Origin of the sequence: Pseudomonas sp. UBA6323 (assembly GCF_002439135.1) — a bacterium.
Classification (GTDB): domain Bacteria; phylum Pseudomonadota; class Gammaproteobacteria; order Pseudomonadales; family Pseudomonadaceae; genus Aquipseudomonas.
The window spans coordinates 18,199-40,774 of sequence record NZ_DJSX01000015.1; the positions used below are offsets into that span (position 1 = coordinate 18,199).

A 22,576-nucleotide genomic window follows, 5' to 3' on the forward strand; every position below is an offset into this window, starting at 1 on the left:
GTTTATGAGTGGAGTGGCTATGGGTGATCGGCATGATTATGTCGCCCTGGAGTGGGTCAAAGGCGAGATCGGGGAAACCCTGAAGCAGGCGCGGCAGGCCCTGGAGGCGTTCGTCGAGAACCCGCAGGACCCCACGCGCATGCGCTTCTGCCTGACCTACGTGCACCAGGTTCACGGCACCTTGCAGATGGTCGAGTTCTACGGCGCAGCATTGCTCGCCGAAGAAATGGAACAGCTGGCCAAGGCGCTGATGGAAGGTCGCGTGGCCAACCAGGGCGAAGCCCTGGAGGTGCTGATGCAGGCCATCCTGCAACTGCCTGTGTACCTCGATCGTATTCAGACCGCTCGCCGCGACCTGCCGATGGTCGTGCTGCCGCTGCTCAACGACCTGCGCGCCGCCCGCGGCGAGAAGCTGCTGTCGGAAACCAGCCTGTTCTCCCCGGACATGTCCGCACGTCTGCCGGCGCTGCCGTCGGACAGCCTGGCGCGCCTGCGTACTGCCGAGCTGCCGGTTCTGTTGCGCAAGCTGCGGCAGATGCTGCAAATGGCATTGGTCGGTGTGATCCGTGGCCAGGACCTGGCCACCAATCTCGGCTACATGGCGCGTGTGTTCGCTCGTCTGGAAAGCCTGTGCAAGGCCGCCCCGCTGGGCGGCTTGTGGCAGATCGCCTCCGGCCTGATCGAAGGCCTGGCCAATGGCAGCGTGGTCAACGGTACTTCCGTGCGCACGCTGCTGCGCCAGGTCGACAAGGAGCTCAAGCGCCTGGTCGAGCAGGGCGCCGACGGCATCAACCAGCCCGCCCCAGACGAACTCACCAAGAACCTGCTGTTCTACGTGGCCAAGGCGCCGGCGCAGTCGCCGCGTATCCGTAGCCTCAAGGAACAATACCGTCTCGACGACGCACTGCCCGACAACGAGGTGGTGGACGAAGAGCGCGCCCGCCTGGCGGGTCCCGACCGTGATGCCATGCGCTCGGTGGTTGCCGCGCTGTGTGAGGAGCTGGTGCGGGTCAAGGACAGTCTCGACCTGTTCGTGCGCAGCGATCGCAGCCATCCCGGCGAGCTCGACGCCCTGCTGGCGCCGCTCAAGCAGATCGCCGATACCCTCGCGGTGCTGGGCTTCGGTCAGCCGCGCAAGGTGATCCTCGACCAGATCGACGTGGTCCACAGCCTGTCCCTCGGCCAGCGCGAGCCCAACGACGCCGTATTGATGGACGTCGCCGGTGCGCTGCTCTACGTAGAGGCGACCCTGGCCGGCATGGTCGGCCCGAGCGACGACAGCCCGAACGAGCAGAGTCACCTGCCGACCACCGATGTGGCGCAGATTCATCAGTTGGTGATCAAGGAAGCGCGTAATGGTCTGGAACAGGCCAAGGACGCGATCATCGAGTTCATCGCTTCGCAGTGGAACCACGAGCACCTGGCCCGTGTGCCCGAGCTGCTGACCCAGGTCCGTGGCGGTCTGGCGATGATCCCGCTGCAGCGCGCCGCCGACCTGCTCAACGCCTGCAACCGCTACATCCAGGAACAGCTGCTGGCGCGCAAGGCCGTGCCCAACTGGCAGAGCCTGGACACCCTGGCCGATGCCATCACCAGCGTCGAGTACTACCTCGAACGCCTGGCCGAGGACCATGGCTCTCAGGGCGACCTGATTCTCGATGTCGCCGAGGAGAGCCTGGAGACCCTGGGCTACCCGCTCAAGGAAAAGCCATCGATCCTCGACCGCGTCGAACCGCAGGAAGAGAGCCTGGCACCGCTGGCCGACCCGTTGCAGGAAATCGAACTGCTGGGCGCCGAGGACGGGCAACTCGAAGAGCCTCTGGCCGAGCTCGAACCGCTGGCGTTCGAGCTGGACGAGCCTGCTGACGATGTTGTTGCAGATCTGCCAGCACTGGACGATGAGCCCGAGCTGCCGAGCGCCAACGAAACGGCCGATACCTTCACTTTCGAATTGGAAGAGCTCGAAGAGCTACCCGCGCTACAGAGCGAGGAGACCGTCGCCGCGCCGTTGCTCGATGCCGAGCCCGAGTCTGCGCTGGAGCTCGAAGAGCTGAGCCTGGAGCAACTGGCCGAGACGCCGCAGTGGGACGAACTGGAACTGGCGGACCTGGAACTGCCGGAAGTCGAGCTGCCCAGCGCACCCGAGGTCACGCCCGAGATTGACGCGCCGGCAGCTGAGAAACCGCTGTCGATGGCTGATGTGATGGCCGCCCCGGTGCAGGCGATCAACCCGCCTGCCGCCGATGTGCCGCCGAGCCTGCTGCCGCCGCCTGCCGATGAAGAGCCGGTGGACGAGGAGCTGCTGGAAGTCTTCATCGAAGAAGCCGGTGAGGTGCTGGAAACCATCGCCGAGTACCTGCCGCAGTGGCAGGCCGATACCGCCAACAAGGACGCGCTGATCGAAGTCCGCCGCGCCTTCCACACCCTCAAGGGCAGTGGGCGCATGGTGCGTGCGTTGATCATCGGCGAACTGGCCTGGTCCATCGAGAACCTGCTCAACCGCGTGCTGGATCGCAGCATCGAGCCGGGCGAGTCGGTGCAGCAGGTGGTGCTCGACGTCGTGGCGCTGATGCCGGCACTGGTCGAAGAGTTTGCCGCCAAGGCGCAGCGCCAGCGTGATGACGTCGACCTGTTGGCCGCCACCGCGCATGCGCTGGCCAAGGGGCAGACGCCCCCAAAATCTGACGCCCCGGCCGCCCAGCAGGTAGCCGAGCCCGTGGGCGTTGACCAAGCTACCGAGGTCGCCGAGCCGGTCGCCTCAAGCGACAACCAAGCGCTCGAAGGCGAGCCTGTCGATGGCGAGCCCCTCGACCCGCAGTTGCTGGAGATCTTCCGTAACGAGGCGGAAACCCATCTGGACACCCTGGTGGGCTTTCTCGCCGACTGCGCGCAGGAACTGCCGCAACCGGTGACCGATGACCTGCAGCGCGCCCTGCATACCCTCAAGGGCAGTGCCTACATGGCCGGTATCCTGCCGGTGGCGGAAATTGCCGCGCCGCTGGAGAAGCTGGTCAAGGAGTTCAAGACCAACCTGATTCAGGTCGATCTGGCGGCCGCCGAATTGCTCAGCAGCGCCGAGGGCCTGTTCCGCACCGGCCTCGATAACCTGGAAAGCCAGCCGCTGGCGCCGATTCCCGGTGCCGAGGCGTTTCTGGCCCGCGTGCAGGCGCTGCATCAGGAGCGTCTGGCCAATGCCGAAAACGAGCGTATGGCGCAAAGCGGCGAGAGCCGCGATCCGCAGCTGATCAGCATTTTCCTCGCCGAAGGTATGGACATCCTGCTCGATGCCGAGGATCTGCTGCGCAAGTGGCGTGAGCACCCGTCCGAGCGCCAGGAGTTGTCTGCACTGCTGGAAGAGCTGGCCACCCTCGGCCGTGGTGCCGAGATGGCCGAGCTGCCGCAGATCGACGAACTGTGCGAGGCCCTGCTGGACCTTTACGGCGCCGTCGAAGAAGGCAGCCTGGCCGTCAGCGAGCGCTTCTTCGATGAGGCAGAAAAGGCTCACGAAGCGCTGATCGGCATGATGGATCAGGTCGCCGCCGCCTTGCAGGTCAGCCCGCAACCCGAGCGGGTACAGGCGCTGCGCGACCTGCTCAGCGAAGCCATCGATCCCAATACCCTGGCCTTGCTGACGCCTGGCGCCGAGGGGCTGGAAATCACCGAGCTCAATCAGACCATGGTTGAGCTGGAGCAGGCCGATAGCGAGCCGCAGAGCCTGGATGAGCAGGTTGCCGAGGCGGAGTTCATCGAGGAGGCGGTCGAAGCGCCACAGGCCGAAGCGCAGGTCGAAGACGACCCGAGCGCGGCCGACGCCGAACTCGACGAGGAAATGGTGGAGATCTTCCTCGAAGAGGCGGTGGACATTCTGGAGAGTGCCGGTCAGGCGCTGGAGCGCTGGCTCGGCGAGCCGGACAACACCCTGCCGTTGTCCTCGCTGCAGCGCGACCTGCACACCCTCAAGGGCGGCGCGCGCATGGCCGCGATTCGCCCGATCGGTGACCTGGGCCACGAGCTGGAGTCGCTCTACGAAGGCCTGGTCGACCGCCGTTACAACCACTCGCCGGAGCTGGGTAGCCTGCTGCAGCAAAGCCATGACCGCCTGGCGCAGATGCTCGACCAGTTGCAGGCGCGCCGGCCGCTGGTCTCGGGTGACGACCTGATCCAGGCGATCCGGCAGTTCCGTCAGGGCGGCACGCCGCAAAGCCTGTCGGCCGCCGTTGCTCAGATCGAGCCTGAGGCGGATGACGAGCCAGCCGAAGCGCTGGCGCAGGCGGAAAGCTACGAGCTGCCGCCCCTGGCGCTGGTCGAAGACGAGATCGTGTTCGATGAAGAGCCACAGGCCGAGCCTGAGGCCGAGTTGCCGCTGATCGACGAGGTCGAGCTAGTTCTGCCCGAAGACGAGCTGCCGCCGAGCGAAGCTGTTGCCGAGCCCGAGCCCGAGCCCGAGGCGCAGGATGCAGCGCTGGCCAACTGGCACGACGAGCGTGATCCCGAGCTGGTGGAGATTTTCCTCGAAGAAGGTTTCGACATCATCGATAGCGCCGGCGCCGCGCTGCAGCGCTGGATGGCCGATGTCGACAACAGCCTGGAGCTGGAAGCCCTGCAGCGCGACCTGCACACGCTCAAGGGCGGGGCGCGCATGGCCGAGATTCGCGAGATCGGCGATCTGGCTCACGAACTGGAATTCCTCTACGAAGGCCTCGGCGCCGGTCGCCTGCGCGCCAGCCCGGAACTGTTCAGCCTGCTGCAGGCTTGCCACGACCGTCTGGCCGAGATGCTCGAAGCCGTGCGTGGTCAGCGTGCGGTGCCGCAGGGCGATGCCCTGATCGATACCATCAAGCGCTTCCGGGCCAACCCTGACGAGCAGCTCAGCATGCCGTCGGCGGTGCAGCTCAAGGCTGTGGTCGAGCGCGACGAGGCCGAAGAAGCGGACAGCGACATCCTCGATATCTTCCTCGAAGAAGGCGACGACCTGCTCGAGGCGATGGAAACCGCCGTCGGCCGATGGGAAGAACAGCGCGACGACAGCAGTGCCATCGACGAGATGCTGCGCATCCTGCACACCCTCAAGGGTGGTGCACGCCTGGCTGGGCAGAAGCGTCTTGGCGATCTGAGTCACGACCTGGAACAGCATCTGAGCGAAGCGCTGCAACAGGGCGCGCCCTGGCCTGACAGCCTGTTGCTGGACGTGCAGTCCGGTTTCGAAGGGCTGCAGCAGGAACTTGACCTGCTGCGCCAGCGCCTCAGCGCCAGCCTTGCCGATGAACCGATGGCTGCGCCTGTGATCGAGGCGGAGCCTGAGCCAACGGTCACCACGCTGCGCAACCCGATCGTCGCCGCCAGCGAAGTGCCGACTCAGGTGCAGGCGCCGAAAGTGCTGCCGTTCGTACAGCGCGCCCAGGCGGCCGCTCAGGAAGCCGCTGCCCGTCGCGCCCCGCAGGAGCTGGTCAAGGTGCCGGCCGAGCTGCTCGAGGGCCTGGTCAACCTGGCGGGTGAGACCTCGATCTTCCGCGGTCGTGTCGAGCAGCAGGTCAGCGATGTCAGCTTCACCCTGAGCGAGATGGAAGCGACCATCGACCGGGTGCGCGATCAGTTGCGCCGTCTCGATACCGAGACCCAGGCGCAGATTCTCAGCCGTTACCAGGCCGAGGCCGAGCGCGCCGGCTACGAAGACTTCGACCCGCTGGAGATGGACCGCCACTCGCAACTGCAGCAGCTCTCGCGTGCGTTGTTCGAGTCCGCCTCCGACTTGCTCGATCTCAAGGAAACCCTGGCGGCGAAGAACCGCGACGCCGAAACCCTGTTGCTGCAACAGGCGCGGGTCAACACCGAGCTGCAGGAAGGCCTGATGCGCACGCGCATGGTGCCGTTCGACCGCCTGGTGCCGCGCCTGCGCCGTATCGTCCGCCAGGTGGCCGGCGAGCTGGGCAAGCAGGTCGAGTTCGTCGTCGGCAACGCCGAAGGGGAAATGGACCGTACCGTGCTCGAGCGCATCGTCGCGCCGCTGGAGCACATGCTGCGTAACGCCGTCGATCATGGCATCGAGTTGGCCGAGGTGCGTCGTGCCGCCGGCAAGCCGGACACCGGCACCATTCGACTCAATCTTGGCCGCGAGGGCGGCGACATCGTCCTCACCCTGGACGATGACGGTGGCGGCATCCGTCTGGAGGCCGTGCGCCGCAAGGCCATCGAGCGTGGCCTGATGGATGCCGACAGCGACCTCAGCGACCACGAGGTGCTGCAATTCATCCTCGAGGCTGGTTTCTCCACGGCGGAGAAGGTCACGCAGATTTCCGGGCGTGGCGTCGGCATGGACGTGGTGCATTCGGAGGTCAAGCAGCTCGGTGGTTCGATGAGCATCGACTCGAACCTGGGCCAGGGCACGCGCTTCACCATTCGCCTGCCGTTCACCGTGTCGGTCAACCGCGCGCTGATGGTGTACTCCGGCGAGGACCTGTATGCCATCCCGCTCAACACCATCGAAGGTATCGTGCGCGTCTCGCCCTACGAGCTGGAGGCCTACTACGCCCCCGATGCGCCGCGCTTCGAATACGCCGGCCAGGCGTACGAGCTGAAGTACCTGGGCGACCTGCTGAACAACGGCCAACAACCCAAGCTGGTGGGCCAGAGCCTGCCGCTGCCGGTGATCCTGGTGCGCTCCAGCGAGCACGCTGTGGCGGTGCAGGTGGACAGCCTGGCCGGCTCGCGCGAGATCGTGGTGAAGAGCCTCGGCCCGCAGTTCGCCGGGGTGCACGGCATTTCCGGAGCGACCATCCTCGGTGACGGTCGCGTGGTGGTGATCCTCGATCTGCTGGCGACCATCCGTGTGCTGCACGCACATCTGCAGAGCCAGCTGACGCCGCGCCTGGCCTCGCGTCAGGCCGCAGCCAACGAGGACGTGGAAGTCGACCGTCCGACGCTGGTCATGGTGGTGGACGACTCGGTCACCGTGCGCAAGGTTACCAGCCGCCTGCTCGAGCGTAACGGCATGAACGTGGTCACCGCCAAGGACGGTGTGGACGCCATCGCCCAGCTGCAGGAGCACAAGCCCGACATCATGCTGCTGGACATCGAGATGCCGCGCATGGACGGCTTCGAGGTGGCCACCCTGGTGCGTCACGACGAGCGCCTGAAGGACCTGCCGATCATCATGATCACCTCGCGTACCGGCGAGAAGCACCGCGAGCGGGCCATGGCCATCGGCGTCAATCAGTACCTCGGCAAGCCTTATCAGGAGTCCTTGCTGCTCGACACCATTGCACAGTTGGTGGATAGCCACCGGGTCAAACGGACATGACAGACAAATCCTCCGCGCGTATCGCAGTAATCGCCGACACCTCGCTGCAGCGCCATGTGCTGCAGCAGGCATTGGCCGGTGGCGGCTACCAGGTGGTACTCAACAGCGACCCGGCACGCCTCGACGAGCAAGCGCTGGCGGCCTGCGAGACCGACCTGTGGTTGGTGGACCTGGCACAGTCGGAAGATTCTCCGCTGGTCGACAGCCTGCTGGAGCGCGCCAGCGCCCCGGTGCTGTTCGGCGAGGGCCACGCGCCCGAGCGCCATTCGGAAAACTACCCGCGCTGGGAGCGCAGCCTGTTCAGCAAGCTCAAGCGTCTGGTCGGTGACCCGACCCAGGCGGTCGGCCCCAGCCTGCAGGCATTGCTCGACGAGGCGCAGCGTCCGGCGCGCCTGGAGCTGCCGCAGGCGCTGGCCAACACGCCGCTGAAAGCCGGTGAGCCGGCACGCCAGGTCTGGTTGCTGGCGGCTTCGCTGGGCGGCCCGGCGGCGGTCAAGGCCTTCCTCGATGCATTGCCGGGTGGTCTGCCCATCGGGTTCATCTATGCCCAGCACATCGACGCCAGTTTCGAGGCGACATTGCCGCAGGCAGTCGGGCGCCACAGCCAGTGGCACGTCAACGCGGCGCGGCATGGCGACCCGGTGCGCTGTGGCGAGGTTGTGGTGGCGCCGATCACTCGCGAGCTGGGCTTTGCCGAGGACGGCGCGATGCAGATTGCCGAGCGCGGCTGGCCCGAGCCCTACAGCCCCTCTATCGATCAGATGATGCTCAACCTGGCGCAGCAATTCGGTGCCCAGTGCGGCGTGATCGCGTTCAGCGGCATGGGCAGCGACGGCAGTGCCGCCGCTGCCTACGTCAAACGCCAGGGCGGGGTGATCTGGACCCAGCGCGCCGACAGCTGCGCCAGCCCGAGCATGCCAGACAGCCTGCGTGAGGGCGGCTACAGCAGCTTCAGCGCCGACCCGCGCGAGCTGGCCGTGGCGCTGGTCAATCACCTCGCCGAACATTGCAGTTGAGGACGTTTCAATGAGCCAAGCCGTCGCCACCCAGAACAGCGCCGCCGGTCTTACCGGCCTGCTGGTGCCCCTGGCCGACCGCACCCTGCTGCTGCCCAACGTGGCGGTGGCCGAGCTGATTCCCTATCGCGCGCCGCAGGTCAGCGAGGGCACCCCCGACTGGTTTCTCGGGCAGGTCGCCTGGCGTGACCTGCGCTTGCCGTTGCTGTCCTTCGAAGCCGCCAGCGGTGCCCAGGCGCCGGTCGCCAGCGGTGCCCGCGTGGCGGTGATCAATGCCCTGGGCGGGCGGCCCAAGGTCAAGTTCATCGCTCTGCTGGTGCAGGGCATTCCGCGCTCGCTGAAGGTCGGTAGCGACCTGCCGGCAGCCGATGTCGAGCTGGCGCCGCTGGAGCTGGGCGCCGCGCGCGTCGGTGACGACGTGGTGCGCATTCCGGATCTGGCCGCGCTGGAGCAACTGCTCGCCGATGCCGGCCTGATCTAAAGCGGCCGTGCGCTCAGGCGAGCGCCCATGAAAAAGCCCCGGCATTGCCGGGGCTTTTTTGATACTGCTGTCAGGCTATCAGCGCTGCGGTTGCTGCGCTTCGGTCTTGTCCGCAGTCCGGTTGTCTTCCGAGGTCCAGTAGTCAGCATTGGTGATGCCAAGTTTCTCCGGGTTGAACACCGGGTCCTTGCCCTCGTCCAGCTGCTGCTCGTAGTCCTTCAGGCACTTGTAGGCGACCTTGTGCATGAGCAGGATGGCGATGATGTTCAGCCAGGCCATCAGGCCTACACCGAGGTCACCCAGGTCCCAGGCGAAGGTGGCGGTGTGCACGGTGCCGTAAACGGTAGCCGCGATGATGCCGAACTTCAGCAGCAGAGTGAGGATGGGACGCTTCACCTTGCGGTTGATATAGGCAATGTTGGTCTCGGCGATGTAGTAGTACGCCAGGATGGTGGTGAAGGCGAAGAAGAACAGGGCGATGGCAACGAAGGCGTTACCGAAGCCGGGCATCATGTTCTCCATCGCGGTCTGCACGTAGCCCGGACCGGCGGCGACACCGGCGATACCGGTGAACATCGCGCTGCCATCGGGCGCCTGCACGTTGTACTGACCGGTGATCAGCAGCATGAAGGCGGTAGCGGAGCAGACGAACAGGGTGTCGATGTAGACCGAGAAGCCCTGAACCAGGCCCTGCTTGGCCGGGTGGCTGACGGCAGCAGCCGACGAAGCATGCGGGCCAGTACCCTGACCGGCTTCGTTGGAGTACACGCCGCGCTTGACGCCCCACTGGATGGCCAGGCCGACAATGGCGCCGAAGCCGGCCTCGAGGCCGAAGGCGCTCTTGACGATCAGCATCACGACTTCCGGCAGCTGAGAGATGTTCAGCAGGATGATCACCATCGCGACCAGGATGTAGCCCAGCGCCATGAATGGCACGACCACCTGAGTGAAGTGGGCGATGCGCTTGACACCACCGAAGATGATCAGACCGATCAGCACGGCCAGTACGGCGGCGGTGACGTTCGGGTCGATACCGAAGGCGGTGTTCACGCTGGAGGCGATGGAGTTGGCCTGTACGCCCGGCAGCAGCAGGCCGCAGGCGAACACGGTAACGATGGCGAACAGCCAGGCGTACCACTTCAGGCCCAGGCCACGCTCGATGTAGAAGGCCGGGCCACCACGGTATTCACCGTTGAGCTTTTCCTTGTACACCTGGCCGAGGGTGGACTCGACGAACGCCGAGCTGGCGCCGAGGAAGGCCACCATCCACATCCAGAACACGGCACCCGGACCACCGAAGGTGATCGCGGTGGCCACACCGGCGATGTTGCCGGTACCGACGCGACCGGCGAGGGTCATGGTCAGGGCCTGGAAGGAGGTGATGCCATGTTCATCGGTCTTGCCGGTGAACATCAGGCGAATCATTTCTTTGAAGTGGCGAACCTGGAGAAAGCGGCCGCGCAGGGAGAAGTAGAGACCAACGCCGAGACACAGATAGATCAGCGCCGGGCTCCAGACCAGACCGTTTAGGGTCGAGACCAGTTCGTTCATGCAATGCTCCTGGGCATGCGGCCGCCTTTTGGGCGGTGCCGAGGCCCGTTGTTTGTTATTGGAAGAGAACGACGCTGCGGGGCGCCGGCCTCGGCCGCGCGCGGGTCGCTGGTGAGCGGGTCGCGCGTGCGGCGCGCAGAGCATGACAAAGACTGCCGGACTTGCAATCTCTTGAGGTCACATTTTGTTACGGCAAGGCGACATTTTGCGCCTAGAGGTCGCCCCAGAGCTGTTGAGCGACACTCAAGGCCACCACGGGGGCCGTTTCCGTGCGCAAAACTCGTGGTCCGAGGCGGGCGGCATGGAAGCCGGAGCCTTTGGCCTGGTCGACTTCGGCATCGCTCAAACCGCCTTCGGGGCCGATCAGAAATGCCAGCGAGCGCGGCGGGGTATGGCCGACCCAGGGCTCTGCGACCGGGTGCAGTACCAGCTTCAGATCGGCCTCGGTCTGCCGCAGCCAGGCGTCCAGCTCCAGCGGCGGATGGATCAGCGGCAGTACCGAGCGGCCGCATTGCTCGCAGGCGCTGATCGCCACCTGGCGCCAGTGCGCCATACGCTTGTCGGCGCGCTCGTCCTTCAGGCGCACCTCGCAGCGCGCCGAGACGATCGGGGTGATTTCGCTGGCACCGAGCTCGGTGGCTTTCTGGATCGCCCAATCCATGCGCTCGCCGCGTGACAGGCCCTGGCCCAGATGGATACGCAGCGGAGATTCGCTGAGCCCGGCGACCGACTCGCGCAGCTCGACGCGCACGCTTTTCTTGCCCACCTCGATCAGCTCGCCGAGGTATTCCTGGCCGCTGCCGTCGAACAGCTGCACGGCATCGCCCACGGCATGGCGCAGCACACGACCGATGTAGTGGGCCTGTGCCTCGGGCAGTTCGTGCTGGCCAAGGGAGAGCGGGGCGTCGATAAAGAAACGGGATAGGCGCATAGGGACAGCTGCAGGCGGCAAGTGGAAAGCCGCAAGTGTAAAGCAACGACGCTGGCTTTTTACTTGCCGCTTGCACCTTGGGGCTTGCGGCTGCTTCTAGCCCGGATCGCGATGATCCGGATAGTGGCTGTTGTCCACCGCCACGCTGACCGATTCGCGAGTGGCGATATCGATGCCTTCGCTGGCCACCTCGGCGAGGAAATCGATCTCCTCTGGGCTAATCACGTACGGCGGCAGGAAATACACCACGCTGCCCAGCGGGCGCAGCAGTGCGCCGCGTTCCAGTGCATGCTGATACACGCGCAGGCCGCGGCGCTCCTGCCAGGGATAGGCGGTCTTGGCGGCCTTGTCCTGCACCATCTCGATGGCCAGGGCCATGCCGGTCTGGCGCACTTCGGCAACATGCGGGTGATCGGCCAGGTGCGCCGTGGCGCTGGCCATGCGCGCTGCCAGGGCCTTGTTGCGTTCGATCACATCGTCATCGCGGAAGATGTCCAGGGTCGCCAGCGCGGCGGCGCAGGCCAGCGGGTTGCCGGTGTAGGTGTGCGAGTGAAGGAAGGCACGCAGCGTGGCGTAGTCGTCGTAGAAGGCGCCATAGACGTCATCGGTGGTCAGCACCGCGGCCATCGGCAGGTAACCGCCAGTCAAAGCCTTGGAAAGCACGAGGAAATCCGGGGTGATGCCGGCCTGCTCGCACGCGAACATCGTGCCGGTGCGGCCGAAGCCGACGGCGATCTCGTCATGGATCAGGTGCACGCCGTAGCGGTCGCAGGCCTCGCGCAACAGCTTGAGGTAGATCGGGTGGTACATGCGCATGCCGCCGGCGCCCTGGATCAGCGGCTCGACGATCACTGCGGCGACTTCGTGGTGATGCTCGGCCAGCGTCTGCTCCATATGGGCGAACATGACACGCGAGTGTTCCTCCCAGCTCACGCCCTCTGGGCGCAGGTAGCAGTCAGGGCTGGGCACCTTGATCGTATCGAGCAGCAGCGCCTTGTAGGTATCGGTGAACAGCGACACGTCGCCCACCGACATCGCCGCCACGGTTTCGCCGTGATAACTGTTGCTCAGGGTGACGAAGCGCTTCTTGTCGGCCTGGCCCTTGTTGAGCCAGTAGTGAAAGCTCATTTTCAACGCCACCTCGATGCCCGAGGAGCCGTTGTCGGCATAGAACACCTTGTTCAGACCGGCCGGAGTGATCTGCACCAGACGTTCGGACAACTCGATCACCGGCTGATGGGTGAAGCCGGCGAGCATCACGTGTTCGAGGCTTTCCAACTGCTCGCGGATGCGCGCATTGATGCGTGGGTTGGCATGGCCGAAGACGTTCACCCACCAGGAGCTGACCGCATCCAGATAGCGCTTGCCATCGAAGTCTTCCAGCCAGACACCGGAGGCCTTGCGAATCGCCACCAGCGGCAGGCGCTCGTGATCCTTCATCTGGGTGCAGGGGTGCCACAACACGTCGAGATCGCGTTGCATCCAGTGATCGTTCAGGCTCATGAGCTATCTCCCAATGTTCGGCGGCACAGCCTACCAGAAGCCGCCGCAGGGGCGTGGCCGCTGCCGTCGGTCCGGCGTTACGTACCGTCGGCGCTGCTGGCGATGAACTTTGCGCCGAGCACTGGGCACCAAGCGGGTCGGTACTCAGGCGTTCGAAGCCAGATATCGCATTTCTCGATGTTTCATAGCGAAAAATTCCGCTTTAAATCGATATATTTGCCGTTAGTCTTGCTCGGAATCTGAATCAGGAAAGCCCCCATGCAATGGCGCAACACCTCTGCTCGTTATGGTCTGGTCAGCGTGCTGCTGCACTGGCTGGTCGCGTTGGCCGTATTCGGTCTGTTCGGTCTTGGCTTCTGGATGGTGGGGCTTAGCTATTACGACCCGTGGCGGCAGAGCGCGCCCGACCTGCACAAGAGCATCGGCATCCTGTTGTTCGCCGTCATGCTGCTGCGTGTGCTGTGGCGCCTGCTCAATCCGGCGCCGGCTGCTCTGGCCAGCCACGGCCAGCTCACTCGCCTGGCCTCCAAGCTGGGGCATGGCGTGCTCTATCTCGGCCTGTTTGGCGTGATGATCTCCGGTTACCTGATCTCCACCGCCGATGGCCGTGGCATCGAAGTATTCGGACTGTTCAGCGTGCCGGCCACCGTGACCGGTATCCCGCAACAGGAAGACATCGCCGGCGCCATCCACGAATACCTGGCCTGGGGCCTGGTGATCTTCGCCGGCCTGCATGGCCTGGCTGCACTCAAACACCATTTCATCGACCGCGACAGCACCCTGCTGCGGATGTTCGGGCGCTGAAGCATTTCATAACCGGGCCATTGCCCACATAGATCGACAACCTCGCAAGGAGAACACCCCATGTTGAAGAACGCCCTCGCTGCACTGGTTCTGGGCTCCGCTCTGATCGGCGGCCAGGCCATGGCGGCCGATTACGTCATCGACAAGCAAGGCCAGCACGCTTTCGTCAACTTCAAGATCAGCCACCTGGGTTACAGCTGGCTGTATGGCACCTTCAAGGATTTCGACGGCAAGTTCAGCTTCGACGCCGCCAAGCCCGAAGAGAGCAAGGTCAGCGTGAACCTGAAGACCGCCAGCGTCGACACCAACCACGCCGAGCGTGACAAACACATCCGTAGCGCCGACTTTCTCAACGCCAGCAAGCACGACACCGCAACCTTCGAGTCCACTTCGGTCAAGTCCACTGGCGAAGGCACCGCTGACATTACCGGTAACCTGACCCTGAACGGCGTGACCAAACCGGTCGTCATCGCCGCCAAGTTCATCGGTGAAGGCAAGGACCCGTGGGGCGGCTACCGCGCCGGCTTCGAAGGCACCACCACGCTGAAGCTGAAGGATTTCGACATCGCCATGGACCTCGGCCCGGCTTCGGAAACCGTCGAGCTGATCATCTCGGTCGAAGGTATTCGTCAGTAAAGAAAGCGGCCGCTTGCGGCCAGCTGATTTGCCCGAAGGGCGGGAGAGGGCTGGTTCTCCACTGGCCTCTCCCCCTAAACAAAAACGCCGCCCATTGGGCGGCGTTTTCGTTTGCGCGTCAGCTTACTCGTCGCGATTACGCGTGAGCAGCGCCGGCTTCTCGCCACGCGGACGGCTGTTGTTGCTCAACTCGTCGAGTTGCTCGGCAGTGGGGAAGCGATCCAGGCGTGAGCCCTTGTGCATGATGACCGGCTGCTTCTCGCGCGGGTTGCGCACGGCTGCATCGGAGCGTGGCAGCTCGTCACGGTCGAGCGAGGTGATCCGGCCGTCACTGGCTGGGCGACCACGGCCACGATTGGCACCGTTACGCCCCTGACCACCCTGGCCGGCCTGGCCGCCACCCTGGCGACGGTTCTTGCCTGCACCGTTGCCGCCGCCGTTGTTGCGCGGCCCCTTGCCGTTCTGGCGCGGCTGACCCTGCGGCGCGCCATTGGCCGGTGCGCCACCGGAGCGACGGCCACGACCCTGCTGCTTGTTCTGGTTCGGGCTGACGTAGTCGACGCGGTTACCGAAGTTGTCGATATCGTCGTCGAGGAATTCTTCCGGATCACGATCCGGCGGCAGCGCCGGGATGGCTGCCGCGGCCTGGCCCTGGCCGCCGTTGCGCTGGCCCTGGCCACGACGGCCCTGGCCTTGCGGCTTGGCCTTCTGCTCCTTGCCGCCGTCCTTGCCCTTGTCCTTGCGGCCGCCGCTGTGGCGCTCGCCCTTGGGCTTGTCGCCGCCTTCGGCCTTCTGCTTCTTCTGGCCGGCATTGCGCGGTTGGCGCGGCTCGCGCACTTCCGGGCGCTCCGCTTCAACGGCGCTGGCATCGAAGCCCATCAGATCGCCATCGGGGATCTTCTGCTTGGTCATGCGCTCGATGCTCTTCAGCAGCTTCTCTTCGTCCGGGGCGACCAGCGAGATGGCCTCGCCGCTACGGCCTGCGCGGCCGGTACGGCCGATACGGTGGACGTAGTCTTCCTCGACGTTGGGCAGCTCGAAGTTGACCACGTGCGGCAACTGATCGATATCCAGGCCGCGGGCGGCAATATCGGTGGCAACGAGGATGCGCACCTGATTCGCCTTGAAGTCGGCCAGGGCCTTGGTGCGCGCGTTCTGGCTCTTGTTGCCGTGGATCGCGGCAGCCGGCAGGCCGTGCTTGTCGAGGTACTCGGCGAGGCGGTTGGCGCCGTGCTTGGTGCGGGTGAACACCAGTACCTGTTCCCAGGCACCCTGAGTGATCAGGTGGGCGAGCAGGGCGCGCTTGTGGCTGGCAGCCAGGCGGAACACGCGCTGTTCGATGCGCTCGACCGTGGTGTTCGGCGGGGTGACCTCAATGCGCTCGGGGTTATGCAGCAGCTTGCCGGCCAGGTCGGTGATGTCCTTGGAAAAGGTCGCCGAGAACAGCAGGTTCTGGCGCTTGGCCGGGAGGCGGGCGAGGACCTTCTTCACGTCATGGATGAAGCCCATGTCGAGCATGCGGTCGGCTTCGTCCAGCACGAGGATTTCCACGTGGGACAGGTCGACGCTGCCCTGGCCGGCCAGGTCGAGCAAACGGCCCGGGCAGGCGACGAGTACGTCGACACCCTTGGCCAATGCCTGGACCTGCGGGTTCATGCCGACACCGCCGAAGATGCAGGCGCTGACGAATTTAAGGTCACGTGCATAGATCTTGAAACTGTCGTGGACCTGGGCGGCCAGCTCGCGGGTGGGCGTCAGCACCAGCACGCGCGGTTGTTTCGGGCCGTGGCGCTGCTCGCGGTCCGGGTGGCCGGCGGGGAACAGACGCTCGAGAATCGGCAGGGCGAAACCTGCGGTCTTGCCCGTGCCCGTTTGCGCCGCCACCATGAGGTCGCGACCTTGCAACACGGCGGGAATGGCCCGCTGTTGCACCGGAGTGGGCTGGGTGTAGCCGGCGGATTCGATCGCACGGACTAGAGCCTCGGAGAGACCGAGGGAAGCAAAGGACATGGGCAATCCTGTACGTAGTGAGGGCGTGGCCCTATGGGGTGATATTGCCTGGCTTGAATCATGCGTGGGGCGCGTGATCCCGTCCGGTACTGCTGGCTTCTGGGAGCTAGCATCCGGGCGCAAGCCTGGCGGGAAGTCCCGAGTATAACAGAGCCGGAGGGCTGTGCAGCTACCAGCCTGTCGGTTGGTTCACGACCTGATGCGTTCGGGGTGTGGCGTAGCGCCGCTGTAACTCGGCGTAGGCAGGCTCGCGCTTGAAGCGGCGCAGCTCACGGGCGAAGTCGACGGCCAGACGTTCGAAGGCCGGATCCTTGCGCAAGGCCAGGTACAGACGATCATGACCGACGGCCTTGCGGTTGTAATCGATCTGCTCGAGCAGGCCCAGTTGTGCGCCCAGGTAGAGACCGGCGCGGCGATCGCTGACCACCAGATCGACCCGGTGGCGAATCAGTTTTCCCAGATTGGCTTCGTGGGTCGGTGCCTCCTCGCGGCTGAACAGGGGCGACGTACGGAAGCTTTCATTGGCGTACCAATACCCGGGCGAGATGCCGATCACCAGATCACGCAGGTCTTCCAGGCGCTCATAGGGATAGGGGCGATTGCGCGCGTGGAACAGCACAAATTCGACGTCGCTCAGCGGCTCTTCGACGAAGCGCATGCTCGCTTCACGTTCGGGCAGATGGAAAATGTCCAGAATGCCGTCTGCCATACCCTGTTCAAGGGCCAGCAGGCAGCGCTTCCAGGGCAGGAACTGCAAGTCCAGCTCCATACCCAGTCGGTGCAGCACTTCACGGGTGATCTCGTAGTCGAGGCCGGCCGCCTGGCCATTTTCTTCATAGACATACGGCGCCCACGCCTCGGTGACCAGGCGCAGCGTTTCGCCGCGAGCGGCGAACGCGATGGAGCCTAGCAGCAAAATGGCGACGAGCTGGCGCTGGATCGATGGCATTTTGCCAGGTTAGCGGCTTTGGCCGCGCCCCGGAAGCCCATCCATACTTTAGTCCACCACCCGATAGCAGGGCTCGTAGGCACTGCCGCCCGGCAGCTTCATGCGGTGCTGTTCGACGAAGGCCTGCAGCAGGCGATCCAGCGGGCGCATGATGGTGGTTTCGCCACGGATGACGTAGGGACCGTGTTCCTCGATCAGACGGATGCCGTTCTCCTTGACGTTGCCGGCGACGATGCCGGAGAAGGCGCGGCGCAGGTTGGCGGCCAGGTGATGCAGTGGCTGCTCGCGGGTCAGGTTGAGGCTGGCCATGGCCTCATGGGTCGGTTCGAACGGGTGCTGGAAGCTTTCGTCGATCTTCAGCAGCCAGTTGAAGTGGAAGGCGTCGTTGCGCTCGCGACGGAACTGGCGCACGGCCTTGATGCCGACGGCCATTTCGCGCGCCACTTCGCCCGGGTCGTTGACGATCATGCTGTAGCGCTGCTGCGCCGCCTCGCCCAGGGTGGCGCCGATGAAGTCATGCAGCTGCTGCAGATAAGGGCCGGCGCTCTTCGGCCCGGTGAGAATGACCGGGAAGGGCAGGTCCTGGTTGTCCGGGTGGGTGAGGATGCCCAGCAGGTAGAGGAATTCTTCGGCCGTGCCGGCGCCGCCCGGGAAGATGATGATGCCGTGGCCGACGCGAACGAAGGCTTCCAGGCGCTTCTCGATGTCCGGCAGGATCACCAGTTCGTTGACGATCGGGTTCGGCGCTTCGGCGGCGATGATGCCCGGTTCGGTCAGACCCAGGTAGCGGCCGGTGAGGTTGCGCTGCTTGGCGTGGCTGATGGTGGCGCCCTTCATTGGCCCCTTCATTACGCCCGGCCCGCAGCCGGTGCAGATGTCCAGGCCGCGCAGGCCCAGCTCGTGGCCGACCTTCTTGGTGTACTTGTACTCCTCGGTGCTGATCGAGTGGCCGCCCCAGCACACCACTATCTTCGGCTCGACGCCGCTGCGCAGGGTCTGGGCGTTGCGCAGCAGGTGGAAGACGTAGTCGGTGATGCCTTCGGAGCTGTCCAGGTCGATGCGCTTGTTCTCCAGCTCGCTCTGCGTGTAGACGATGTCGCGCAGGGCGCTGAACAGCATCTCGCGGGTGCTGGCGATCATCTCGCCGTCGACGAAGGCATCGGCCGGCGCGTTGATCAGTTCCAGGCGGATGCCGCGGTCCTGCTGGTGGATCTTCACTTCGAAGTCCGGGTAGGCCTCGAGAATGGTCTTGGCGTTGTCGCTGTGCGAGCCGGTATTGAGGATTGCCAGGGCGCATTGGCGGAACAGGCGGTAGACGCTGCCCGAGCCGGTTTCGCGCAGTTGCTGCACTTCGCGCTGGGAGAGGGTTTCCAGGCTGCCCTTGGGGCTGACGGAGGCGTTGATCGTGGAGCGTTTGAGCATGAAATGTGATCCTGGTGGCAGGCTCGCGCCGAAGTCGGCGCGGAGGCGTTCGAATAGGTTGTCGCAGCGAATGTTGCGGTCGTCGGTGGCTGGCGCTCAGTGTGTGTTGGCTGGCGTAGTGGTTGCGGCTTCGCTCGGGTTCAGCAGAAATACCACATAGCCGCGGAACCAGGGACTGCTTTGCAGGTAATCCGGCGCCTGCCATTCGCCGTTTTGTATCAGGCCGATGCGAAACGGCAGTTGCAGTCGCGCGATGCTCGGCAGGTAGCGCGAGTAACCGGGGATGCTGTGGCGGCCCTGGTAGGTCTGCATCACCACTTCATCGACCACCCCGGCGAGACGGTTGAGCGCCGCCGGGTCGGCGTTGCCGGCCCAGTCGAGCAGGCCGGTGATGCTCAGGCGGTACTGCTGCGGCAGGCGCTGGCGCAGGTCTTCGAGGAAGGCGGCATAGCGATCCAGGCGCAGGGTCTGCGCGTCGAAGTCGATCTGCACCCCGGTGACCCGATTGCCGGCGCGTTGCCAGCGCTGCAACTGACTCAGCAGCAGGGCGAACACCTCCTCGTCCCAGTCCAGGGTATGCGCGCGATACACCACCCAGAGCTCGACGTTCTTCGACAGCCTGGGCGTGGCCGGGTTCTGTGCCTGCATGCGCGCGGGTGGATCGCCGGCGCGGCGCGGGCCGTCGATCTGCCCCTGCAACACGTACAGGGCGCTGGCCTGGGCCAGTACTGGCTGCGGCGTGACGCCGGCCCACAGCCAGAACGCCTGGTAATCGGCGGCGTCGACGCGCGCGGCCTGCGCCGGCAGGCCCACCGCCAGCAGGAGCAGGCCTACCAGTAGTACTTGAGTCGCTGCGCCCACTGGGTGTCCGCGTAGGTGCGTTTGAGGGTCTGGAACCACTGCTTGCGCTGGTCCTTGGCGATGTCCTGACGGTCGCAGCTGTTGTAGCCGCTGGGGGCATAGCAGTTGATCGCGCGAAACAGGGCGTAGGCCTTGTCTTCGCGGCTGACCTGCGGCGCAGCCAGCAGCATCTGGTAGCCGGCCAGGCGCGAAAAGGACGCGCCATGGAACTGGCTCGGTACGCTGCCCAGCTCGCCGGCGGCTGGCGGCCGGTTCAGCCAGTGATCATCGAGGCCGTGGACGCGGATGAAGTCGCCCAGGCACAGCATGCCCTGGGCATCCTGTGCATCGGCTGCAAGGCGCTCGGCGATCTTGACCAGGCTGGGGCAGGCATAGCCTGCGTCGTTGCCGCCGTTCCAGGCGAACAGACTCGGATCGAGGCGCTGCGCGGGCTGCGTCGATGTGTAGGGGAACTGCGCGTAATCGCCGAGAAAGTCGGTGTAGCGACGGTAATCCAGGTCGCGATAGAGCAGGGTGTACAAGGCGGTTGCCCGCTCGCTCACAGGTATCTGCTTGTCACCGGCCTGCTGGCGCAGCAGCTCGGGGCCGGCGCCATGGGTCAGCAGGCGCTCGCGGATCGGCGCGGTGGTAATCGGCGAGTCGGCGGCGAACACCTTGTCCAGCTCGCCAATACGCTCGTAGCTCAAGGCCAGGGCCAGTTGCAGCTGGGCCTGCTGCAGCGGGTCTTCGCTGCGTGCCAGCAGCGCCTGCCAGTGCCGCTGTGCCGCAGTCGTCTCACCCCTGGCCTCCAGCGCCAGGCCGCGCAGGGTTTCCTGGCTGAAGGCGAGGGCATTCAGCGGCCCGGAACCGGCATCCGGCAGCGCGGCGAGAGTCTGCTGGGCATCGCCGCCGCGGTAGAAATGCCAGGCGGCGATCAGGTAGGCGTGCAGGCCGGGCTGGCTGGCGAAGCGCGGTTGCTGCGCCTGCAGTTGCTCGAGGCTGAGGCGCGGCTCGCTCTTGCTGCCGGGATCGCGCAGCTGGATCAGGTCGACCATGGCCAGCAGCAGCGGGTCGTCGATGGCATCCGGGGCGAGGCTGGGCAGCAGCTTGCCGTCGAGTTCCTCGATCAGCGCAGGCATATCGACCTGCTGCGCGCCACGCTCGAATTGCCGGGCAAAGGCCTCGGCAAAATGCCGCGTATCACCGGCAAGCCAGTACACGCGACGTTGCAGGCCGCGCGCCGAGTCGCTGTAGAGACCCTGCGGGTAGTTCTCCAGGTACTGCTCGAAGGCCTTCGCGCTGGCGTCGAGGCTGGTTTTATCGATCTGCTCGGGGCTGAAGAAACCGTACTCGTCGAAGGCGTTCAACTGCGCCTGGTTCAGCGCCACGCGGCCGAGCAGGTACTGGGCGGTTTCGCGCAGCCAGGGCTGCTCGCTGCCGGCGAGTTCGGTGAAGCGCTCGCGCGCCTGGTCGAAGTCGCCGCGATAGAACGCGTCGGCGCCGCGCAGGTAGTTGCCGAAGGCCTGGGCAGCGGGCGACTGCAGTTGCGCCGCCTGCGGCAAAACGTCCTGCGTTTGCGGATCGCCTTCGCCACACAGGCTCAGCAGGCTGCGCCGCGAACGGGCCAGCGCCTGCGCTTCGCTCGCGGCCAGCGCTGGCGTGGCGCTGAGAGCGTCGACGAAGCCGCGCATGGCTTGCAGGTCATTGCTGCGGCAGCGATTGCCCTCGCCTTCGGCGAAACGGTGCACGGCGAAGGCATCCGCTTCGCTGTCGACGCCCAGGCGCTGCAGGGCCTGGGTCAGGTACGCCACGTCCGGATCGACGCTTTGCTCGTCTGCCTCGGCCGCTTCGCTGCGAGCGCGGCTCGGGTCGAGCATGCCGAGGCTGAAGGGCACCAGGCCGTAGCCGTATTCGTAACCTTCGAGTGCCAGCGGTTCGCGCGTGAGTTTCAGGTGGCCGGCGTCGTCGAGCAGCAGTTGCAGGTTGACGCGGCTGTCGTTGCCGGGGCTGAGAAAGGCCAGGTTGTTGCACGCCGAGAGCTCGTCGGAAATCAGCTTCCAGCTCGGTGTGCAGGTCATGTCGGAGCTGGCCAGTGCAGCGGGCGCGTGCAGGCCGGCGAGCAAGGCGAGGGGGAAGAGGTGCTTGATTGTCATAGGGCTCATCCTTGAGCGTGGGAGCCGCTGTGCGGCTCCCTGCCCGTCAACGTTTGAGGTCGAGGTTGTTCCAGATGGCCAGGCTGGGGCCGGCCAGGTTCATGCTGTAGAAGTGCAGGCCCGGTGCACCACCCTGCAGCAGGCGTTCGCACATCTCGGTGATCACCTGCTCGCCGAAGGCGCGAATGCTGTCGCTGTCGTCGCCATAGGCTTCCAGCTGCTTGCGCACCCAGCGCGGAATCTCGGCACCACAGGCGTCGGAGAAACGTGCCAGCTTGCTGTAGTTGGTGATCGGCATGATGCCCGGCACCACCGGGATATCCACGCCCAGCTTGCGCACGCGCTCGACGAAGTAGAAGTAGCTGTCGGCGTTGAAGAAGTACTGGGTAATGGCGCTGTCGGCTCCGGCCTTGGCCTTGCGCACGAAGTTGGCGATGTCGCTCTCGAAGTTGCGCGCCTGCGGGTGCATCTCCGGGTAGGCGGCTACTTCGATGTGGAAGTGATCGCCGGTTTCGTTGCGGATGAACTCGACCAGCTCGTTGGCGTAGCGCAGCTCGCCGCTGGCCATGCCCATACCGGACGGCAGGTCGCCGCGCAGCGCGACGATGCGCTTGATGCCGGCATTCTTGTACAGGTTGAGCAGCTCACGCAGCTCGGCCTTGCTGTCGCCGACGCAGGACAGGTGCGGTGCGGTGGGCACCTTCACTTCGCCATCGAGTTGCAGCACGGTGTTGAGTGTACGGTCGCGGGTCGAACCGCCTGCGCCATAGGTGCAGGAGAAAAAGTCGGGCTTGTAGGTCGCCAGCTGACGCGCCACGTCCATCAGTTTTTCATGCCCGGCTTCGGTCTTGGTGGGGAAGAACTCGAAGCTGTAGCGGCGTTCTTGAGTCATGGAGAAGGTTCTCTTCTCAGCGGCAAGCTACAAGCCACAAGCTGCAAACAGAGCGGTTCGGCGCCTGCTTGCAGCTTGCAGCTTTGCAGCT

The 22,576-nt window shown here is 65.2% G+C and carries 14 protein-coding genes; 5 read left to right on the forward strand and 9 right to left on the reverse strand.

Translation table 11 applies throughout. The features are described from left to right. Positions 1-19: 19 nt before the first annotated feature. The 3 genes from B3P22_RS04160 to B3P22_RS04170 are packed head-to-tail and all read left to right on the forward strand — an operon-like array spanning position 20 to position 8,794. Positions 20-7,297, forward strand: coding sequence for an Hpt domain-containing protein (locus B3P22_RS04160; RefSeq protein ID WP_296270013.1), 7,278 nt, complete (start codon positions 20-22; stop codon positions 7,295-7,297). Next, entirely contained in the window at positions 7,294-8,313 is a 1,020-nt protein-coding gene (locus B3P22_RS04165; RefSeq protein ID WP_296270014.1) for a chemotaxis protein CheB, read from the forward strand. Before B3P22_RS04160 ends, B3P22_RS04165 begins: the two co-directional genes overlap by 4 nt. Positions 8,314-8,323: 10 nt before the next feature. Next, on the forward strand, positions 8,324-8,794 hold the full coding sequence (locus B3P22_RS04170; RefSeq protein WP_197858058.1) for a chemotaxis protein CheW: 471 nt from the start codon (positions 8,324-8,326) through the stop codon (positions 8,792-8,794). 78 nt (positions 8,795-8,872) lie between these two features. Here B3P22_RS04170 and B3P22_RS04175 read toward each other — a convergent pair whose 3' ends face one another. The 3 genes from B3P22_RS04175 to B3P22_RS04185 form a co-directional block, all read right to left on the reverse strand. After that, complete coding sequence (locus B3P22_RS04175; protein WP_197858057.1) at positions 8,873-10,345, reverse strand: alanine/glycine:cation symporter family protein; 1,473 nt, start codon at positions 10,343-10,345, stop codon at positions 8,873-8,875. A gap of 211 nt (positions 10,346-10,556) precedes the next feature. After that, entirely contained in the window at positions 10,557-11,276 is a 720-nt protein-coding gene (locus tag B3P22_RS04180; RefSeq protein ID WP_296270015.1) for a 16S rRNA (uracil(1498)-N(3))-methyltransferase, read from the reverse strand. A gap of 96 nt (positions 11,277-11,372) precedes the next feature. Then, positions 11,373-12,779 carry an adenosylmethionine--8-amino-7-oxononanoate transaminase gene (locus B3P22_RS04185; protein ID WP_296270016.1) on the reverse strand — a complete coding sequence of 469 codons (1,407 nt, stop codon included), beginning with the start codon at positions 12,777-12,779 and terminating at the stop codon, positions 11,373-11,375. A 258-nt stretch (positions 12,780-13,037) separates the two neighbouring features. On the opposite strand from B3P22_RS04185, the gene B3P22_RS04190 reads away from it, so the two are divergent. Beyond that, the gene (locus tag B3P22_RS04190) at positions 13,038-13,583 is read left to right on the forward strand and encodes a cytochrome b (protein ID WP_197858054.1); all 546 of its coding nucleotides are present in this window, start codon (positions 13,038-13,040) and stop codon (positions 13,581-13,583) included. Between the two features lie 60 nt (positions 13,584-13,643). Beyond that, positions 13,644-14,219 carry a YceI family protein gene (locus tag B3P22_RS04195; protein ID WP_013713623.1) on the forward strand — a complete coding sequence of 192 codons (576 nt, stop codon included), beginning with the start codon at positions 13,644-13,646 and terminating at the stop codon, positions 14,217-14,219. Positions 14,220-14,342: 123 nt separating this feature from the next. Here the strand turns inward: B3P22_RS04195 and B3P22_RS04200 are convergent, their stop codons facing one another. From B3P22_RS04200 to metF, 6 genes are all read right to left on the reverse strand, one after another. Next, positions 14,343-16,229, reverse strand: coding sequence for a DEAD/DEAH box helicase (locus tag B3P22_RS04200; RefSeq protein WP_296270017.1), 1,887 nt, complete (start codon positions 16,227-16,229; stop codon positions 14,343-14,345). Positions 16,230-16,398: 169 nt separating this feature from the next. Then, the gene (locus B3P22_RS04205; protein ID WP_296270018.1) at positions 16,399-17,178 is read right to left on the reverse strand and encodes a substrate-binding periplasmic protein; all 780 of its coding nucleotides are present in this window, start codon (positions 17,176-17,178) and stop codon (positions 16,399-16,401) included. Between the two features lie 48 nt (positions 17,179-17,226). Then, positions 17,227-18,600: a nucleotide 5'-monophosphate nucleosidase PpnN gene (gene ppnN / locus B3P22_RS04210; protein ID WP_197858051.1), complete on the reverse strand. Its 1,374-nt coding sequence runs from the start codon at positions 18,598-18,600 to the stop codon at positions 17,227-17,229. A 96-nt stretch (positions 18,601-18,696) separates the two neighbouring features. Next, the gene (locus B3P22_RS04215) at positions 18,697-19,461 is read right to left on the reverse strand and encodes a DUF3142 domain-containing protein (protein ID WP_296270019.1); all 765 of its coding nucleotides are present in this window, start codon (positions 19,459-19,461) and stop codon (positions 18,697-18,699) included. Further along, positions 19,431-21,593, reverse strand: a complete 2,163-nt coding sequence (locus B3P22_RS04220; protein ID WP_296270020.1) for a hypothetical protein — start codon at positions 21,591-21,593, stop codon at positions 19,431-19,433. The genes B3P22_RS04215 and B3P22_RS04220 overlap by 31 nt, the downstream gene beginning before the upstream one ends. 46 nt (positions 21,594-21,639) lie before the next feature. Next, entirely contained in the window at positions 21,640-22,485 is an 846-nt protein-coding gene (gene metF / locus B3P22_RS04225; protein WP_296270021.1) for a methylenetetrahydrofolate reductase [NAD(P)H], read from the reverse strand. Positions 22,486-22,576 lie beyond the last annotated feature (91 nt).

Excerpts from the sequence above, each read along its gene's own strand:
- B3P22_RS04175 (WP_197858057.1), bottom strand. The coding sequence starts at position 10,345 with ATGAACGAACTGGTCTCGACCCTAAACGGTCTGGTCTGGAGCCCGGCG.
- B3P22_RS04165 (WP_296270014.1), top strand. The coding sequence starts at position 7,294 with ATGACAGACAAATCCTCCGCGCGTATCGCAGTAATCGCCGACACCTCG.
- B3P22_RS04195 (WP_013713623.1), top strand. The coding sequence starts at position 13,644 with ATGTTGAAGAACGCCCTCGCTGCACTGGTTCTGGGCTCCGCTCTGATC.
- B3P22_RS04185 (WP_296270016.1), bottom strand. The coding sequence starts at position 12,779 with ATGAGCCTGAACGATCACTGGATGCAACGCGATCTCGACGTGTTGTGG.
- B3P22_RS04200 (WP_296270017.1), bottom strand. The coding sequence starts at position 16,229 with ATGTCCTTTGCTTCCCTCGGTCTCTCCGAGGCTCTAGTCCGTGCGATC.
- B3P22_RS04180 (WP_296270015.1), bottom strand. The coding sequence starts at position 11,276 with ATGCGCCTATCCCGTTTCTTTATCGACGCCCCGCTCTCCCTTGGCCAG.
- metF (WP_296270021.1), bottom strand. The coding sequence starts at position 22,485 with ATGACTCAAGAACGCCGCTACAGCTTCGAGTTCTTCCCCACCAAGACC.
- B3P22_RS04205 (WP_296270018.1), bottom strand. The coding sequence starts at position 17,178 with ATGCCATCGATCCAGCGCCAGCTCGTCGCCATTTTGCTGCTAGGCTCC.
- B3P22_RS04190 (WP_197858054.1), top strand. The coding sequence starts at position 13,038 with ATGCAATGGCGCAACACCTCTGCTCGTTATGGTCTGGTCAGCGTGCTG.
- B3P22_RS04170 (WP_197858058.1), top strand. The coding sequence starts at position 8,324 with ATGAGCCAAGCCGTCGCCACCCAGAACAGCGCCGCCGGTCTTACCGGC.
- ppnN (WP_197858051.1), bottom strand. The coding sequence starts at position 18,600 with ATGCTCAAACGCTCCACGATCAACGCCTCCGTCAGCCCCAAGGGCAGC.
- B3P22_RS04220 (WP_296270020.1), bottom strand. The coding sequence starts at position 21,593 with ATGACAATCAAGCACCTCTTCCCCCTCGCCTTGCTCGCCGGCCTGCAC.
- B3P22_RS04160 (WP_296270013.1), top strand. The coding sequence starts at position 20 with ATGGGTGATCGGCATGATTATGTCGCCCTGGAGTGGGTCAAAGGCGAG.